Source organism: Alienimonas sp. DA493, from assembly GCF_043951915.1.
Taxonomy (GTDB): Bacteria; Planctomycetota; Planctomycetia; order Planctomycetales; family Planctomycetaceae; genus Alienimonas.
The window spans coordinates 1-15,369 of record NZ_JBINJD010000118.1; the positions used below are offsets into that span (position 1 = coordinate 1).

The following is a 15,369-nucleotide window of genomic DNA, read 5'->3' on the forward strand; positions in this document are numbered from 1 at the left end:
AACGGCCCCTCCCTCACGGTCGGGGCTCGGGCTTGTTCCCCCAATCGTCGCACCGGCGTTGCCGAACGGGGCGGTTGCTGGGACCATCCCCGCCCCGATGCTCGCCCAGTCGCCCGCCGCCGACGCTCCGCTCGTCCCGACCGAACCGGTCGAGCCGGTCGAACCGGTGACGCTCGCCGGGTGGCTGGCCGAGGACATGGGGCTGGACGGATTCTGGGCGCTGGCGGGCGCGGCGCTGGTCCATGTGACGGCGATCATGCTGCTGTTCGGCGCCCTGCCGGCGGTGTTCATCTGGCTGGAACGCAAAGAAAGCGGCCGTCTCCAGGACCGGCTGGGGCCGACGCGGGTCGGCGGGAAGTTCGGCTGGCTGCAGGCGCTCGCCGACGGGCTGAAGCTCATTCAGAAGGAGGACCTCGTCCCCGACGCCGCCGACAAGTGGCTGTTCCGGGCGAGCCTGTACGTGCCCGCGGCCAGCGTGCTGCTGGCCTTCAGCCTGCTGCCGTTCAACGCCCGCTGGGTCGCCGTGGCGAGCGACGTGGGGCTGTTCCTGATTCTCGCCGTGCTGAGCCTGGAGGTCGTCGGGGTGGTGCTGGGCGGGTACACCAGCGGGTCGAAGTGGAGCCTGCTGGGCGGGATGCGCGAGGCGGCCCAGATGGTCAGCTACGAGATCCCGCTGGCCCTCACGGCGCTGGTGCCGGTGATCGCGGCCGGGTCGCTGTCGATGGGCGAGATCGGGCTGTTTCAGGCCGGGTGGTTCTTCCCGAACTGGCTGGTGTTCGCCAACCCGTTCTGTGCGGTGGCGTTCGTCTGCTACTTCGTGGTCGCCGTGGCGGAGTGCAAACGGGCCCCGTTCGACCTCGCCGAGGCGGAGAGCGAACTGGTCGCCGGGTACTTCACGGAGTACTCCAGCTTCCGGTGGAGCATGTTCATGCTCGCGGAGTACGCCAGCATGTTCGTGGTCAGCCTGATCGCCACGCTGCTGTTTCTGGGCGGGTGGTGGACGGGGATTGCCCCGCTGGACGCGGCCCTGCTGGGGCTGAACGACTGGAGCCCGGACGTCGGCGTGGAGGGCTTCAGCGTGGGCGGGTATCTGGCGAACGTGCTGTTCGCGGGGGTCGTCTGCCTGAAGGCGTCGCTGCTGGTCGGCGTGCAGATCTGGATGCGATGGAGCCTGCCGCGACTGCGGATCGACCAGGTGATGAGCGCCTGCCTGAAGTACCTCACCCCGATCGCCTGCGTGCTGCTGCTCGGGGCGACGCTCTGGCCGCTGGGGCTGTTGGCGATCGTGGGCCGGCCGACGGTGTTTCCGTCCGTAGGGTCCGCTGCGCGGACCGAGACGGCCGGCGCCGCATTCGCGCCGGCCACTGGCGCTCGGGGGGCGCTGGGGACGGTCCGCGTAGCGGACCCTACGGGGGGTGAACGATGACCGGGGCCGACGTGCTGTTCGGAATCTTCGCGGCGCTGGCCTGCGGGGGGGCGGTCGGGGTGGCGGCGTGCCGTAGCGTCGCCCGGATGGCGTTCTCGCTGGTGGTCTGCCTGTCGGCGGTCGCGGGGCTGTTCTTCCTGCTGAACGCCCCGTTGGTCGGGGCGACGCAGCTGATCGTGTACGTCGGCGGGACCGTCGTGCTGCTGATCTTCGGGGTGATGCTGACCGACGCCGGCGTCGGCCGACGGATGAAGATCGGGCTGTTGGAAACGATCTTCACCGCGGTCGTCGCCGTCGGCCTGCTGGCGGCGCTGGGCTGGACGGCGGTGGGGCTGGGCCGGGCGATCCCGGCGCCGTCCGCCTTTGCCGATGCCCCGGTCGCCGCCGAGGCGCCGGAGACGCTGCGGCCGGTCGGGCTGAAGTTCCTCGGCTTCGGCGGAGCCACGCGGACCGGCTTCCTGCTGCCGTTCGAGATCGTCTCCGTGCACCTGCTGGTCGTGCTGATCGGCGCGGCGTACCTCGCCCGGGCCAAACGGCGGGTGGAGCCAGAAGGCGGCGTCACCCGCGAAACCGCAAGCGATCCGTCGGGAGGTTCGGAATGACCGGGTATCTGTTGGTGAGCGCGGTGCTGCTGACCTGCGGGGTCGTGTGCATGGCGACGAAGCGGAACGCCGTCGGCGTGCTGATGGGCGTGGAACTGGCCCTGAACGCGGCGAGCGTGAACTTCGTCGCCGCCGCGGAGTTCGGCCCGCCGGCCGCCCCGGTGCGGTCGATCGCCGGGGACGCCGTCGGTATCGGCTTGGACGGGCAGATCGCGGCCCTGTTCGTGATCGTGCTCGCCGCCGCGGAGGCCGCGGTGGCCCTGGCGATCGTGCTGGCGTTCTTCAACCAGCACGGCACCGCCGACGTCGACGCCGCCTCGGAGCTGCGGGGATGAGCGACGACGCCCTGTTCCTGACGATCGCGACGCTCGCCCCGCTGGTCGGGGCGTTGGCCTGCCTGACGGCCCGCTGGTGGCGGCCGCGGCAGGACAACCGCCTGCCCGGGCTGATCGCCTGCGGCTCGCTGTTCGTCAGCTTCGCCTTTTCCGTCGCCGAGGCGATGGGGTTCGACGGCGCCGCGGCCGTCAGCGGGACGTACTACACCCTGCTCGAACTGCCGAGCGTCACACTGGAACTCGGCTATCTGATCGACCACCTGACGATCACGATGTTCTGCCTCGTCACGCTGGTGGCGAGTTGCGTGTGCGTGTTCGCCCTCGGGTATCTCGCCGACGAACTGACAGAAGAACACCGCGACCACCACCTCGAACAGGAGCTCGTCCGGCCGGGGCGGTTCCACCTGTTCTTCGGCTACCTCTGCCTGTTCGTCTCGGCGATGTTGCTGTTGGTGATTGGCGGCAACCTGTTCCACGTGTTTGTGGGGTGGGAACTGGTCGGGGCGTGCAGCTATCTGTTGATCGGGTTTTATTACGAGCGGCCGTACGCCAACGCGGCGGCGACGAAGGCGTTCGTGGTGAACCGCATCGGCGACGCCGGCTTCCTGATCGGCCTGGCGGCCCTGCTGGCCGCGCACGGGGACGTGCGGTTCCTCAGCCTGTTCGAGGCGGCCGGGGCGGGCGAACTGAGCCGCACGGCGTTGCTGGTCGGCGGGTTCGGCGTGCTGGCGGGGTGCGTGGGCAAGAGCGCCCAGTTCCCGTTGCAGGTCTGGCTGCCGGACGCGATGGCCGGGCCGACGCCGGTCTCGGCGTTGGTGCACTCCGCCACGATGGTCGCCGGGGGCGTGTACCTCGTCGGCCGCATGACCCCGGCGCTGCCGCCGGAGGTGTTGCTGACGGTCGCCTACCTCGGCTGCGTCACGCTGGTCGTCGGGGCCGTGCCGGCGCTGTTTCAGACGGACATCAAGGGCGTTCTGGCGTACAGCAGCATCTCCCAACTGGGCTACATGATGCTGGCGCTGGGCGTGACCGGCTGGGGGGCGGGGCTGTTCCACCTCGTCACGCACGCCTTTTTCAAGAGCCTGATGTTCCTCTGCGCCGGCAGCGTGATCGTCGCCTGCCACCACGAGCAGGACGTGCGCAAGCTCGGCGGCCTGATGCGCAAGATGCCGGTCACCGCCGGGGCGATGCTGGTGGGGGTGATCGCGATCAGCGGGCTGGCGATCCCGGGGGTGACGGTGTTCGGCGAGGCGCTGAGCTTCAGCGGGTTCCACTCGAAGGACGCGATCCTGTCTCACGCCCTCGCCTTCACGGAGGCGAATCACGGACACGCCGTTCTGTTCTGGGTCCCGCTGATCACCGCGGGGCTGACGGCGCTGTACATGGTGCGGCTGTGGGGCCTGACCTTCGCCGGGACGCCGGGTTCGGCGACGAAGGGCGTGACGGAGAGCCCCGCGGTGATGCTGGCGCCGATCGTCGTGCTGGCCGGGCTGGCGGCGTTCTGCGCGATCGGCGGCGACGGCGGACCGCTGTACGGATTCCTGACCCGCACGGCGCCGGAGCCGGGGTCGTTCGAACAATTCGTCTCCCCCAGCGAAGCGGCCGTGGACGAGAGCCACCACCACGCGGAGGTGATGGGGCTGATCGCCGCCGGGCTGGGCACCGCGGCGGGGCTGGCGCTGTTCGGGCCGTGGCGGCGGGCGCCGGGGCACGCCCGGGCCGAGGGGCTGAAGGACGCCGCGGTCGTGCGGTGGCTCCGCAGCGGGTGGGGGTTCGACGCGATCTACCGCACGCTGGCCGTGCGGCCGACGTTGACGCTCGGGGAAGCCACGGCGCTGACGGACCGCTGCGCGATCGACGGCCTGGTCGACGGAACCGCCGAACTGGCGACGGTCGTGGCCCGGATCGAACGGGCGGCGGACGAGCGGGTGGTGGACGGCCTGGTGCGGGGCGTGGGCCGGACGGCCCGCGGGTTCGGCTGGCTGTTCGGATTCCTGCAGAGCGGCGGGCTGCGGCAGTACGTCGCGGCGCTGGCCGCCTGTGCGGTGGGACTGGCGGTTCTGGCCGTGGTCCTGCTGGCCGGATGAGGCCGTTCCCGTCACACTCCCTCCCCCTAACGCCGAGGCCCCGTGGGGCCTCGGCGTTATGACCCGCTCAGGAAAGAGATGGACCCCGCCGCCCTGCTGTCGCTGATCGTGTTCCTCCCCGCCGCGGGGGCGATCGTGACGGCGTGCGCCCCGGCGGGGCTCGCCCGGCTGGTCGGCGCCGGGACGGTCGCGGCGACCTTCCTGCTGACCACCGCGGCCCTGCTGCCGGCCTACTTCGGGGCCACCCCGGACGAATACGGCATGCGGCTGGTCACCGACGCGGAGTGGGTGCCCTCCTTCAACATCCGCTACGCCCTAGGCGTGGACGGGATCAGCCTGCCTCTGGTGGTCCTCACCGGCTTGGTGTTCCTGCTGGCCGCGGGGGCGTCGTGGAAGATCGAGGAGAAGCCGCGGGCCTACTGGAGCCTGTTCCTGCTGTTGGAAACCGGCGTGCTGGGCACGTTCCTGGCGCTGGATCTGTTCCTGTTCTACGTGCTGTTCGAGGTGATGCTGCTGCCGATGTACTTCCTCATCGGCGTCTGGGGCGGGCCGAACCGGGCGTACGCGGCGATCAAGTTCTTCCTGTACACGCTGGCCGGCTCGCTGTTGTTGTTGGTCGCGTTGCTGATGCTCTACTCCGCCAGCGGCAGCGGGGCGGCGCCGAGCAGCTTCGACGTCCGCACCCTCTCCGACGTCGCCCGCGGCGCCGGGGTCGGCCAGTACGCCGGGGTCACGATCGACCACGGCACGCAGACGCTCGCCTTCTGGCTGATGCTCCTCTGCTTCCTGATCAAGCTGCCGGCGGTCCCCTTTCACACCTGGCTGCCGGACGCCCACGTCGAGGCGCCCACCCCGATCTCGATGATCCTCGCCGGCGTGCTGTTGAAGGTCGGCGGGTACGGCATCCTGCGGCTGACCTATCCGCTGGCCCCGCTGGGGGCGGCCGAGGCGGCCGAGACCGTGTGCGCCCTCGGCGCGATCAGCGTGATCTACGGGGCCCTGGCGGCGATGGCCCAGACGGACTTCAAACGGCTGGTCGCCTACTCCTCCGTCAGCCACATGGGCTACGTCCTGCTGGGGCTGGGCGCCTGGACGCTGAGCGAACCGGACTTCTGGCGGATGGGCTTCGGCGGGGCGATCTTCCAGATGGTCGGCCACGGCATCACCAGCACGGGGATGTTCTTCGCGGTCGGCGTGCTGTACGACCGGGTGCACCACCGGGAGTTGGACCGCTTCGGCGGCCTGCTGCGGCGGATGCCGATCTACGCGGCGCTGGGGCTGGGGATGAGCTTCGCCGCCCTCGGCCTGCCGGGGCTCTGCGGGTTCGTGGGGGAGGCCGTCACCGTATTCGCCGCCTGGCCGGCGACCTGGTGGGCGGCGGCGGCGGGGGCGTTCGGCATCATCCTGACCGCCGGCTATATGCTGCGGATGGTCCAGCGAGTGTTCCTCGGGGCGGACTACGTCGGCCCGCTGCGGGAGAACCTCTCGCCGATGTCCGGCCGGGAGACCGCGATCTTCGCCGTGCTGATGCTGCTCGCGGTGGTCCTGGGGGTCTACCCGCGGCCGGTGTTCGACGTGGCGGAGCCGGCGGTGGACCGGTTGGTGACGACCCTCGGCGACGCGGTCGAGGCGGAGCGCCTGCGGACCGATCCGAACGCCACGATCGCCGCCGCGCCCGTTGAGGACGGGGTTCCCGCTGAGGACGCCGGACCCGCGGAGGCGGAATGACGTTCGCCCCCGCCGCCGGGCCGCCCCTCGCGGAGCTGCCCTACAACCCGCACGCGATCGACGTGGCCCGCGACTGGCCGCGCGTGATCGGCGACGTGGTCGGCAGTCTGCCGGCGTTCGCGGCGGAACTGGTCGTGTGCGCGGTGATCGTCGCCCTGCTGCTCAGTCGATTGTTCGGCCTGTCGAAGTGGCTGCCGGCGGGCACCGTGGCGTTCCTCGGCTCGGCGATCGCCACGGCGGTCGCCTGTCTGCAGTGGGCCGACGCCTTCGAGACCCCCGGCGACGCGTGGGCCGGACTGGTGCGGAACGACTCGCTGACGGTCTTCGTCCGCGTGCTGGTGCTGCTGGGCTGGAACCTGACGGTGACCCTCACCGTGCTGACCGGCGTCCCCCGCCCCTCGGCCGACCCCAACGACGACGACGGCCCGGACTTCCACGTGCCGCTGGCCGGCGTGGCGTTGGGCAGCGTGTTGATGGGGCAGGCGAACCATCTGCTGATGCTGTTTCTCGCCGTGGAGATGGCCAGCGTGCCGGCCTACGTGCTGGTCGGCTTCCGCAAGGGCAGCCGCGAGGCGGGCGAGGCGGCGCTGAAGTACCTCGTATTCGGAGCCGGCGCCGCCGCGGTGATGATGTACGGCGCCAGCCTGCTGGCCGGGGCGACCGGCACGCTGAGCCTGCCGGCGCTGGGCGAACGGCTGGCCCTCGTGCCGCTGGACGGACTGGGTTGGGAAACGCCGGGCGTCGGCGGGGCGGCGGTCGCCGGGGCGGTGTTCGTGCTGTGCGGGTTGGCCTTCAAGCTCAGCCTGTTCCCCTTCCACTTCTGGAGCCCGGACGCCTTCCAGGGAGCGCTCGCGGAGGTCAGCGGGTTTCTGTCCGTCGCCCCGAAGATCGGCGCCTTCGCCCTGCTCGTGCGGTTCGGGCTGGGGCTGAACGGGGACTTCGGCGAGACCGGCGATCAACTCCTGACCGGCATCGGGCTGGCCTGCGCGGCGGCGGCGGCGGTCTCGATGACCTTCGGCAACCTCGCCGCGTTCGCCCAGAAGGACCTCGGCCGCCTGCTGGCCTACAGCACGGTCGCCCAGTCCGGCACGGTGCTGCTGGGCGTGGCGGCCTGCTTCGTCGGCGTGGGCCGGGGCGAGCCGGGCCTCGCCGAAGCGGGGCTGGCAGGGACGCTGCTCTATCTGATCGCCTACCTGTTCCTGAACCTTGGGGCGTTCGCGGCGGTGGCGGTGTTCCGCAACCGCACCCTGCGGACGGACGTCGCCTCGCTCGCCGGGCTGGGGACGAAGATGCCCTGGATCGCCGGCTGCTTCGCCGTGAGCCTCGTCGGGCTGGTCGGCCTGCCGCCGACGGCCGGGTTCGTCGGCAAACTGGCGGTGTTCGCGGCGGCGCTGTCGGACCGCGAGGGCGCCCCGCTGCTGTTCCTCTGCGGCGGGATCGCCGCGGCGAACACCGTGGCCAGCCTGTTCTACTACTTCCGCCCGATCCGCAGCCTGTACCTCGATTCGCCCCCCGCCGATCGGGTCGCCGCCGACCGGGTCGCCGCCACGCCGGCCCGCCCGCCGGTCACCGGATCGGAGCGGGCGTTCCTCGTCCTGCTGGCCGCCCCGACGATCGGGATTCTCCTGCTGTTCAGCCGGCTGGGCACGCTGTGCGAGGCGATCGCGGAGGCGACCCTGCGATGAGCAAGTCGAAGAAAAAGCCGGCCCCGCCGGCCCCGCCGCCGCTCCCGCTGGTCGACACCCACACCCACCTGCAGGAGGACGGGTACGTCGGCGACCTGGAGGAGACGATCGCCCGGGCCGCCGACGCCGGGGTGGGGACGATGTTCGTCGTCGGCATCGACCGCCCCACCAGCGAGGCCGCGGTGAGCCTCGCCGAGGCGCACGACGCCCTGTTCGCCGTCGTCGGCGTGCAGCCGAACTACGCCCATCAAACCGCCCCAGACGACCGCGACCGCATCACAGAGTTGGCCGCCCACCCCCGGGTCGTCGCGGTCGGGGAGACGGGGCTGGATCACTATTGGGACTACGCCCCGCACGATTTGCAGGAGGAGTGGTTCCGCTGGCACCTGGGGCTGTCGGCGGACTGCGGCAAGCCGTTCGTGGTGCACTGCCGCGAGGCGGAGGCGGACACCGTGCGGGTGATGCGGGAGTTCGCCGGAACCCGGGCCGACGGACTGCCGCCGGGGGTGATGCACTCCTTCGCCGGCGACGCCGACACCGCCCGGCAGTGCCTGGAGCTGGGGATGCACCTCTCCTTCAGCGGGATGGTCACCTACAAGAAGAACGACGCCCTGCTGGCCGTCGCCGCGGAGTGCCCCGCCGACCGGCTGCTGGTCGAAACGGACTGCCCCTACCTCGTCCCCACCCCGCAACGGGGCCGGGTGAAGCGGAACGAACCGGCCTTCGTCGCCTACACCCTGACGAAAATCGCCGAAGCCCGCGGCCTCCCGGCGGCGGAGCTGGCGGAGACGAGCACGACCAACGCCCGGCAGCTGTTCGGATTGCCGGGCTGACGCCCGAGCCCCGACCGTGAGGGAGGGGCCGTTCTGACGTCTCCGCACGGTTCGCCCGTGTCCTCGACGTCCGGACCTTTGCGAACGGCCGCCTCGCTGACGGTCGGGGTTCAGGGAGCGAACCGCCCCCCGCCCCGCTTCGCCCTTGCCCTGTCGGGGCTCCGTATGCGAAGCATCGGCGTCCCCGGTTCGCAGACGCCGGGTCGCCTCCCTTCCCCGCGGCACGGACGCCGTCGATCATGCCCGCCCCCGGTTCTTCCGCCGCCGGTTCCCCCGCCGTGCGGTCCGTCCGCGCCCAACCCACGCATTTCCCCGTGAAACTGGCCGACACCGTCCGCAACCTCGGCCGCCCGCGGGTGCTGGTCGTCGGGGACGTGATTCTCGACCGCTACATCTGGGGCGAGGCGGAGCGGGTCTCGCAGGAGGCCCCCGTCATCCTGCTGCGGGAATCAAAGCGGGAAGTCCGTCTGGGCGGGGCGGCGAACGTCGCCAATATGCTCGCCGGGCTGGGCGCCCAACCGGTGGTCGCCGGGGTGATCGGCGACGACGCCGACGGCCGGGCCTGCCGGGGCGAACTGGAGGCCGCGGGCGTCGCCACCGGCGGACTGATCGCGGATCACTCTCGGCCCACGACCGTCAAGGAGCGGTTCCTCGGCCGGGCCCACCACCGGCATCCGCACCAGATGTTGCGGGTGGACCGGGAGGTCCGCGACGCCCTCGGCCGGCAGGTGGAAGACGCCCTGCTGACCCGGATCGAACAACTGCTCCCGACCGTCTCCGCGGTGCTGCTGAGCGACTACGGCAAGGGCGTGCTCACCCCGCGGGTGTGCGCCGGGGTGATCGCCGCCGCGAAGGCGGCCGGGCTGCCGGTCCTCGCCGACCCGCCGGGCAGCGGGGACTGCTCCCGCTTCCGCGGGGCGACCGCCGTCACCCCCAACCGCACCGAGACCGGCCGGGCCGTCGGCAAGTCGATCGAAACGATCGGCGACGCCGAGGCCGCCGGCAAAAAGCTCGTCGCCGACCTCGATCTGCAGCACTGCTTCGTCACGATCGACAGCGACGGCATCGTGCTGGCCAAGCGGGGCGAAAGCGGCCCGCCGACGACCAGCTGCCACCCGACCCGCCGCCGGGGCGTCGCGGATATCACCGGGGCCGGCGACGTCGTGCTGGCCGTGATCGGTCTCGCCGCCGCCGAGGGGCTTTCCCCCGAGGATCAGGCCCGGCTGGCGAACGTCGCCGGCGGGATCGAAGTCGAAAAGGTGGGGTGCGCCCCGGTCACCCGGGACGAGATCGTCGCCGACCTGCTCTCCGGCGGCCGCGGCGGCGCCGGGCGGATCGTGGAGGACGTCGAAGCCCTCGCCGACCTGCTCGGCCGGCGGCAGGCCTCCGGTCAGACGGTCGTGTTCACCAACGGCTGTTTCGACCTGCTCCACGCGGGGCACGTCGCCTCGCTGGAGGAGGCCAGCGCCCAGGGAGACGTGCTGGTCGTCGCGGTGAACACGGACGCCTCCGTCCGCGGCCTCGGCAAGGGTGCCGACCGACCGTTGGTGCCGGAGGAGCAGAGGATTGCGATGCTCGCCGCCCTGCGGGCCGTCGACTACGTCGTGCCGATGCCGGACGCCACCCCGCACCGGCTGCTCCGTATCCTCCAGCCGGACGTGCTGGTGAAAGGCGGGACCTACTCCGTCGACGAGATCGTCGGCAAAGAGGTGGTCGAGGAATACGGCGGCTCCGTCCGCCCGCTGGGCGTGCTGGAGGGCTGGAGCACCACGCAGATCGTCGAACGTATCCGCAGCGGCAAAACGCCCACCGCCCCCGCCGAAGCGTCTGACGAGGACGCGACAGCGTCGCCGTCCGCCTCCGACCCCAACGGGGACACCGTGCTGATGCGGAGGGCGGCATGATCGCCCGCGGTCCCCTCGACCCGACGAACGTCCGCACCCTCGCCGCGTTCCTGCCGAACTGGGTGGGCGACGCCGTGATGGCGACCCCCGCCCTGCGGGCGCTGCGGGAACGGTTCGCCGACGCCCGCGTCGTCGCCGTCTGCCGGCCCCCGGTGGGGGACGTGCTGGCCGGCACCGGGTTGGCGAACGAGATCGTCTCCCTACCGAAGTCCAAGCGGGCGGCGTGGCGGGTCTCCCGCTCGCTGCGGCGCAATCGGGCCGATCTGGCGGTGCTGTTCCCGAACTCCCTGCGGGCCGCGGCGATCGCCCGGGTCGCCGGGGCCCGGCGGACGCTGGGCTTCGACCGCGACGGCCGCCGCTGGCTGCTGACCGACCCGGTCTCGATCGGCGACCGCTCCCGACCCTCGCCGACGCTGCTCTCCTACAACAAGCTCGCCAAGGCCGCCGGCTGCGGCGACCCCGGCACCCGCACGGAACTCGCCGTGCAGCCGGCCGACGAGGCGGCGTTCCAAGCCGTGCTCAGCGAGAACCCCGTGCTGCGGGACGGATTCGTCGCCCTGAACCCCGGCGGGGCCTTCGGGGCGGCGAAGCATTGGCCGACGGCTCACTTCGCGGACCTCGCCCGCCGCATCGCCGCCGACGGCCGGGCCGTGCTGGCCTTGTGCGGGCCGAGCGAACGGGCCATCGCCGCGGAGATCGCCGCCCTCGCCGACGACCCGCGGGTGGTCAGCGTCGGCACGTCCCGCGACGGGGACCGCAAGCTCTCCATCGGTCTGACGAAGGCCGCCGTGCGGGCTGCCGACCTGCTGGTGACGACCGACAGCGGCCCCCGGCACTTCGCCGGCCCCCTGGGCACGCCGGCCGTCACGCTGTTCGGCCCCACCCACATCGCTTGGAGCGAGACGTTCCACGCGAACGCCACGCACCTCCAGTTGCCCGTGGACTGCGGCCCCTGCCAGCAGCGGACCTGTCCGCTGGGGCATCACAAGTGCATGCAGGACCTCTCGCCGGACCGCGTGTTCGCCGCGGTCCGCGAGGCCCTGTCGGCCCCGGCGGTCGCATCGGAACCGACGCTCGCCCGCCGCGCCGCCTGACGCCCCCCGCCAACCCGAAGCGTCAGCGAGGGACGCGGGCGCCGCTCGGCTCTCGCCCTCGCTAACGCTCCGGGTTGGTAGACCACGATTTATGTCGCTCCGCCGCGGAACCCCGTGAAGATCGCGTTGACCATCGAGAAGGTCGGCTCCGGCTTCGGCGGGGCGGAGAACACCGTGGCGATGTTCGCCCGGGTGATGCACGACGCCGGGCACGCCGTCACGATCTTCGCCCGAAAGGCCGGCGGGCTCGACCTGCCGGCGGGGGTGCGGGTCGAACTGCTGCCGCTCGGGCCGCTGGGCCGGGTGCGGTGGCTGCGGGCGGTCCGCTTCGCGCAGGAAGCCGCGAAGGCGGTGCGGGCCGGGGGCTTCGACCTAACGATCGGCTTCAACAAGACTTACGCCCAGGACGTGCTGATCGCCGTCGCCGGCGCCCACCCCGGCACGCTGGAGTACAACCGGGCCCGCTTCCGCTCCCCGTTGCGGCGAGAGTTGTGGAGCCTCGGCAAGCGGCTGAACCCGACGCAGATCGGCTACCGTTGGATCGACCGCCAAGCCTTCGGCGGGAACCGGCCGGGAGAGCCGGGCGGGGAGGCCGGTCCGTTCGTGATCGCCCCCAGCGCGATGGTCGCGGAACACTTTCAACGATTCCACGGCGTGCCGGCCGACCGCATCGCCGTGGTGCCCAACGGCATCCGTCTGCCGGACCAACCGCCCACGCCGGCCGAGACGGCGGAGCGGCGGGCCCGCTTCCGCCAACGGGCCGGGCTGACCGAGGGCGACGTCGCCGCCCTGTTCATCGCTTGGAACTACGCCCTGAAGGGGCTCGAACCGCTGTTGGAGGCGTTCGCCAAGCTCGCCCCCTCCCGGCCGACGGCCGTGCTGGTCGTCTGCGGCAGCCCGAAGACGCAGCGGTACGAGGCGCTCGCCGAACGGCTGGGGATCGCCGACCGGGTGCGGTGGATCGGGCCGGTCTCCGACCCGCGGGAGGCCTACGCCGGCTGCGATCTGCTGGCGTTTCCCACCTTCTACGACCCCGGGGCGCTGGTCGTGGCGGAGGCCCAGGTCGCCGGGCTGCCGGTCGTCACCACCAAGCAGAACGGCGCCGGCGAGTTGCTGACGGAGGGCGTGGACGGCTTCGTGATCGACTCCCCCTGGGCGACGGCGGACCTCGCCGACCGCATTGCCCGGCTGATCGACGACCCTGCCCTGCGGCGCCGGATGAGCGACGCGGCGGCCGCCGACGCCGAGCGGCACGACCTCAAACGGCGGTTGCGGGAGACGCTCGCCGCCCTGCCCGGCTTCGACGCCGCCGGCGATCGGGACGAGGCCTCGGAGGAGTCGAACCGGAGGGCGGCATGACTCCCGCTCGAACCGCCCCCGAAGCCACTGCCGCCGGCTCGACGATCCGCACCGAACGCTGGGACGACGGCCGCCTGACGGTCAACGCCGCCTGCGCCGACTGGCTGCGGGGCGAGGGCCTGACGACCTGCGCCGCCTTCGACCGGCTGGAGCCGACGGAGGTCGCCCGGCAGGTCAAACGGCGGGTGACGGCCCGGTTTGAGTTCCCCGCCTCCGACGCCGACGGAGACGCCGGCGGGGTGCGAGCGTTCTACATCAAACGGCACGGCCGCGATCCGCTCTCGGAGTACGTCAAACCGCTGTTCCGACTGACGAAGCCGGTGCTCGGCGCCCGGCCGGAGTGGGAGGCGATGCTGCGGTTCCACGCCGTCGGCCTGCCCACGATGACCCCCGTCGCCTTCGGGGAGACCGGCCCGATCGGCAACCGGCGGTCGTTCGTAATGACCGAGGCCCTGGAGGACCGCGAACGGGTCGACCACTGGCTGAACGACCGCCGCGGCGACCGCTCCCCGGAGACGACGGCCCGCCGGCGGGCGCTGGTCGCGGAGGTCGCCCGCCTCGCCCGGAGCCTGCACGCGGCGGGGATGCACCACCAGGACCTCTACCTCTGCCACTGGCTGCTGCCCCCCGCGGCCGGTTCGGGTCCAGGGGAACCGGGCGTGCCGTCGATCATCGACCTCGGCCGGGTCCGCGTTCACGGCACGCTGCCGGAACGCTGGCGGGTGAAGGACCTCGCCCAGCTCTACTACAGCGCCGACGCGGTCCCCCGCGGCGACTGCCTGCGGTTCCTGCGGGCCTACCTCGGCCGGCCGCTGGGGCCGGCGGACCGCTCCCTCGTGCAACGCATCCGCCGCAAAGCCGCCGCGATCGGCCGGCACACGGAACGGAACGATTTGTAGCAGGGCCGCAGACAGGACTCCCCTCGCCCCCTTTTGGGGGAGAGGGGTCGGGGGTGAGGGGGCTGTGACTTCCAGACGCGGTTCACGGTCCGCCCCGCTCTCCTGACGGGCCGCCCCGCTCTCCCGACGGTGCACCACTGCGAAGAGCGGGGGCGTGCGAATCGTGCGTCACCTTCACCCCCGGCCCCTCTCCCTCAAGGGAGAGGGGAGAACGGCCGCGACCGGCCGGCGGCGTGAAGCCCGGGCCGATTTCTGCCAGACTCCGCGGCATGGAGTACGCCCTCGCCGCCGGTTTGTCGTATCTCTCCGGCAGCGTGCCGTGGGCGCTGCTGATCGTGCGGTGGGTCGCCGGGGTGGACCTGCGCACGGTCGGCAGCGGGAACCCGGGGGCGACCAACGCCACGCGGGTGGTCGGCAAGCGGTGGGGGGCGTTGATCCTCCTGCTGGACGCCCTGAAGGGCGCCGTGCCCGTGCTGGTTCTCCCCGGGCTGCTGACCGGCGAGAACCTGACCGACGCCGGCGAGGCCTGGCGCCGGCTGGCGGTGGTCTGCGGAGCGGCGGCGGTGCTGGGGCACGTCTTCCCGGTCTGGCTGAGGTTCCGCGGCGGCAAGGGTGTGGCGACGGGGCTGGGCGTCGCCGCGGCGCTGCACTGGCCGGGGCTGCTCGTCGGGGCGGCGGCGTTCCTGCTGGTGGTCAAGACGACCCGGCTGGTGGCGCTGGCCTCCACCGTGGCGGCGTGGGCGTTCGCGATCGCCTGCGGCGTGGACTGCCTGATCCTGCGGCCGGAGCTGTTCGCTCCGGCCCGCTGGGACCTCGCCGGATTCGCCCTGCTGACGGCCGTGCTCATCACCGCCCGGCACGCCAGCAACTTCTCCCGGATGCTACGGGGGGAGGAGAACCGCTGGGGCGGTCAGGACCTCAAGCCGGGTGAGACGCCGGCCGGGAAACCGGCCCGGACCTCCGAAGACGCGTCGCCCGCCAAGACGGCAGCGGCGGCCGGGGGGAACGGGCCGCCCACTCCGCCGCCTCCGCGGTGAGCGCCGGGCGGTAGAGCAGGTCCGCCAGCCCGCCGTACCAGGCGCCCCACGCCGGGTCGTGCAGCGCCGCGGCGACGCGGTCGGCGAAGGCGTGCAGGGACTCGGCCGGGTCGCGGGTCAGGCCGCGGCGGGCCAGTCGGCGGTCGGCCCGCCGCAGCAGCGTGCGGACCTGCCGCCGGGCCGGATCCCCCGTTCGCCGGGCCCGCAGCGTCCGCGACGCCCACCAACCAATCAGCGCAGCGAGCGTCAGCGCCAGCGCCACGCCCGGCCCCGAGGCCAGCCAACCGCCGAGGGCGCTCAGCAGCCAGTTCCAACCGCGTTCCGTCCAGAGTTGCCGCCACCGCACCAGCGCCGCCGCGGCGGCGTCCCACAGTTGGCCG

Annotated in this window: 12 protein-coding genes and 1 pseudogene; 12 read left to right on the forward strand and 1 reads right to left on the reverse strand. The window is 72.4% G+C overall.

The features are described 5' to 3' along the window. Positions 1 to 97: 97 nt before the first annotated feature. The 12 genes from ACG2DA_RS16360 (at position 98) to plsY (ending at position 14,989) form a co-directional block, all read left to right on the forward strand. Positions 98 to 1,426: an NADH-quinone oxidoreductase subunit H gene (locus tag ACG2DA_RS16360; RefSeq protein WP_395256864.1), complete on the forward strand. Its 1,329-nt coding sequence runs from the start codon at positions 98 to 100 to the stop codon at positions 1,424 to 1,426. Then, positions 1,423 to 2,028, forward strand: coding sequence for an NADH-quinone oxidoreductase subunit J (locus tag ACG2DA_RS16365; RefSeq protein ID WP_395256865.1), 606 nt, complete (start codon positions 1,423 to 1,425; stop codon positions 2,026 to 2,028). Before ACG2DA_RS16360 ends, ACG2DA_RS16365 begins: the two co-directional genes overlap by 4 nt. Beyond that, positions 2,025 to 2,363, forward strand: a complete 339-nt coding sequence (nuoK, locus tag ACG2DA_RS16370; RefSeq protein WP_395256866.1) for an NADH-quinone oxidoreductase subunit NuoK — start codon at positions 2,025 to 2,027, stop codon at positions 2,361 to 2,363. Before ACG2DA_RS16365 ends, nuoK begins: the two co-directional genes overlap by 4 nt. Beyond that, the gene (gene nuoL / locus ACG2DA_RS16375) at positions 2,360 to 4,450 is read left to right on the forward strand and encodes an NADH-quinone oxidoreductase subunit L (protein ID WP_395256867.1); all 2,091 of its coding nucleotides are present in this window, start codon (positions 2,360 to 2,362) and stop codon (positions 4,448 to 4,450) included. The genes nuoK and nuoL overlap by 4 nt, the downstream gene beginning before the upstream one ends. Before the next feature lie 78 nt (positions 4,451 to 4,528). Beyond that, on the forward strand, positions 4,529 to 6,178 hold the full coding sequence (locus ACG2DA_RS16380) for a NuoM family protein (RefSeq protein ID WP_395256868.1): 1,650 nt from the start codon (positions 4,529 to 4,531) through the stop codon (positions 6,176 to 6,178). Continuing rightward, positions 6,175 to 7,863 (forward strand): NADH-quinone oxidoreductase subunit N, encoded by a 1,689-nt coding sequence (locus tag ACG2DA_RS16385; RefSeq protein ID WP_395256869.1) that lies wholly within the window; start codon positions 6,175 to 6,177, stop codon positions 7,861 to 7,863. Before ACG2DA_RS16380 ends, ACG2DA_RS16385 begins: the two co-directional genes overlap by 4 nt. Next, positions 7,860 to 8,696, forward strand: coding sequence for a TatD family hydrolase (locus tag ACG2DA_RS16390; protein ID WP_395256870.1), 837 nt, complete (start codon positions 7,860 to 7,862; stop codon positions 8,694 to 8,696). The genes ACG2DA_RS16385 and ACG2DA_RS16390 overlap by 4 nt, the downstream gene beginning before the upstream one ends. 239 nt (positions 8,697 to 8,935) lie before the next feature. After that, positions 8,936 to 10,600, forward strand: coding sequence for a PfkB family carbohydrate kinase (locus ACG2DA_RS16395; protein WP_395256871.1), 1,665 nt, complete (start codon positions 8,936 to 8,938; stop codon positions 10,598 to 10,600). Beyond that, entirely contained in the window at positions 10,597 to 11,694 is a 1,098-nt protein-coding gene (waaF, locus tag ACG2DA_RS16400) for a lipopolysaccharide heptosyltransferase II (RefSeq protein ID WP_395256872.1), read from the forward strand. Before ACG2DA_RS16395 ends, waaF begins: the two co-directional genes overlap by 4 nt. Before the next feature lie 114 nt (positions 11,695 to 11,808). Then, positions 11,809 to 13,053, forward strand: a complete 1,245-nt coding sequence (locus ACG2DA_RS16405; RefSeq protein ID WP_395256873.1) for a glycosyltransferase family 4 protein — start codon at positions 11,809 to 11,811, stop codon at positions 13,051 to 13,053. After that, a complete protein-coding gene (rfaP, locus tag ACG2DA_RS16410; RefSeq protein WP_395256874.1) occupies positions 13,050 to 13,952 on the forward strand; it encodes a lipopolysaccharide core heptose(I) kinase RfaP in 903 nt (300 codons plus the stop codon). Before ACG2DA_RS16405 ends, rfaP begins: the two co-directional genes overlap by 4 nt. Before the next feature lie 269 nt (positions 13,953 to 14,221). Continuing rightward, on the forward strand, positions 14,222 to 14,989 hold the full coding sequence (gene plsY, locus ACG2DA_RS16415; RefSeq protein ID WP_395256875.1) for a glycerol-3-phosphate 1-O-acyltransferase PlsY: 768 nt from the start codon (positions 14,222 to 14,224) through the stop codon (positions 14,987 to 14,989). Here the strand turns inward: plsY and ACG2DA_RS16420 are convergent. After that, positions 14,871 to 15,369: pseudogene (locus ACG2DA_RS16420) on the reverse strand (hypothetical protein); the annotation flags it as partial. The gene plsY and the pseudogene ACG2DA_RS16420 overlap by 119 nt on opposite strands.